The 2,153-nt window shown below is 28.6% G+C and carries 4 protein-coding genes; 2 read left to right on the forward strand and 2 right to left on the reverse strand.

The window, feature by feature from the left end; all coding sequences use genetic code 11:
• Window positions 1-275: 275 nt before the first annotated feature.
• The gene (locus CDZ78_RS18240; protein ID WP_087871258.1) at window positions 276-566 is read right to left on the reverse strand and encodes a type II toxin-antitoxin system RelE family toxin; all 291 of its coding nucleotides are present in this window, start codon (window positions 564-566) and stop codon (window positions 276-278) included.
• Window positions 567-571: 5 nt separating this feature from the next.
• Window positions 572-823, reverse strand: a complete 252-nt coding sequence (locus CDZ78_RS18245) for a type II toxin-antitoxin system Phd/YefM family antitoxin (RefSeq protein WP_167374396.1) — start codon at window positions 821-823, stop codon at window positions 572-574.
• Between the two features lie 242 nt (window positions 824-1,065).
• Here CDZ78_RS18245 and CDZ78_RS18250 point away from each other — a divergent pair, with 242 nt between their 5' ends.
• Window positions 1,066-1,698 (forward strand): hypothetical protein, encoded by a 633-nt coding sequence (locus CDZ78_RS18250; protein ID WP_087871260.1) that lies wholly within the window; start codon window positions 1,066-1,068, stop codon window positions 1,696-1,698.
• Window positions 1,699-1,707: 9 nt separating this feature from the next.
• Window positions 1,708-2,019, forward strand: a complete 312-nt coding sequence (locus tag CDZ78_RS18255) for a hypothetical protein (RefSeq protein ID WP_087871261.1) — start codon at window positions 1,708-1,710, stop codon at window positions 2,017-2,019.
• Window positions 2,020-2,153: the final 134 nt, after the last annotated feature.

Here is a 2,153-nt window from a genome sequence, read left to right on the forward strand (position 1 = left end):
TACCATCTGACATTTAGGAGAATGATCTCTTTTTCAAAGTGGCGCCATTTAAAACTAAGCATTTGAGAATTCCTAATATAGAAAATTAAACTTAATGATAGCAGATAACCTGGAAAGGTGAACTTTATGCGACAGAACCCATTTAATATCAACAAAAAACTTCATCTATTTCCATTACTGGCTATTAAATGAAATTATGTATAATGGGAGGTAATACATAATAAGTCTTTTGTTGATGATTATATTTTATTCAAAAAATGGAAATGTCAAATTTTTTACTTAAATGAACCACTATTTTTTACTAAGTGTTCAAATGTTTTATATACCGTTTCTCGTTTATCAATAATTGCTATTAGTAATATTTCATTTTCAAACTTATATATAATCCTAAAATTCCTTACTCTGATTTTTTTATACAGTGTAAACCCTGTAAGTGATTCCCCCTTTATTAAATCTTTTCTAAGATTCAATATACTAGAAGCTATTTGTGTACCAAGCTTAGGGTCATTTTTAGAAAGATTTTTTAATTTCTTTATTGCTTGTTTAGTTAGCTCATATTCTCTCATATTTTTTATTTATCAGAAGTAAGTGCCTTTAATAATTCGTCAGCCTCCTCCTTAGGAGCAAAACCTTCCTTGATTGCTAAGTCTGCTGCGGCTGCATAAAGAAAATCTTCTATTTTCTCCAATTCTTTGTAACGAGTATCTGTAATAATGACAGCCACGCTCTTACTATCTTTTGTTATACGTACAGGCTCTACTTCAATCGTACTTAATAAAGAGCTAAAGCCTTGCCTAGCCTCACTTGAGGTCAATGTTTTCATTTTTTTCACCATAATTTTAATCTTAGTAAATATTGTACAATATAATACTCATTTTGTACGCACTATAATATAAATAATTTCAAAGATGTCAAAATATTTTATTATACGCAGTGAATATAGACAGATACTATATCCACTGTATATATTTATCCAGTATATTCAATAATTATATTGACTTATTATATTTAATGAATATACTAACTTGTATGCATATAATACTTATACGGATAATTTAAAATCTTATGAATAAAGACGTGTTGTTTTACAATGACTTAGGAAGACAAGGGAAGAGTACACTTGCCTATAATTTTTATGACTTTCAAAGACAAAAAAATATAATAGGTAAATATGTTACCAACGATATAGTAAACATATCTTTTCCTATAAAAAATCTCGTAGGGGAGAAAAACATTATTTCCATAACTGCGGGGGAAGAAGTAAGTATAGATACAGATGATTTTAATATATTTGATTTTGGGGGTTATCTTGATAATAGAGTTGTAAGCGTTACAAAACACGTTAAATATATAGTTATGCCTATAAGCTATGCTTCTAACTCAGAATTAAAAATAACAGCTAAGACGATTAAAGGATTAATTAAATATAATCCGAATATAGTTGTAGTTTTCAACAAAACAAAGAAAACAAAGATTAACCGTGGTATGGAAATGCTTAATTTATTGTTTGAAGCTCACGATATTGATACTAAAAATATAAAAATTTTCGTCGTTAATGAGTCGGAATATATGACAAGATTATCAGATTTAGAGCAAAGTATTTTTGATGTTGCTAATGCCAGTAAAGGGGATAAAGCACAATTAAATAAAAATGTTATTCCTCAATTAACAAATATTTATAATTATCTTACTATATAAAGTACACTTATGAAAAAAACACTAAACAATAAAAGAGCAAATAATTTACTAGACGGTCTTGAAGAAGATGAGCCTATTAGAATAGAGAATGTAGTAATCACTACACCCGACCACATGGCTATCACTGAACCAGAAAAAAGAACCGCTAGAATACAATCAATGGTAACCCCCACAGAAAAAAAAGAGCTTCTTGATAATATGGGTAGGTTTAAAGAGTCTGATGTACTTAGAGAGCTTATATTAATCCTTCTTGACAAACCCACAAATAAAATTAATATAAGAACACATATTATAAATATAATGAATAGCAAAAATGGGTGAAAATAAAAAAGAGCCTGAATATCCTTTAGGAATACAGTTAGAACTTTTTCAGTCTACCAAAAGGCTAAATTTGTCTGAAACTTACGGTAACTACTCAGCGTAAATAATTAAAAAAGTTCTTGACAGGGTTTTAG

Source organism: Bathymodiolus platifrons methanotrophic gill symbiont (genome assembly GCF_002189065.1).
Classification (GTDB): Bacteria; Pseudomonadota; Gammaproteobacteria; order Methylococcales; family Methylomonadaceae; genus Methyloprofundus.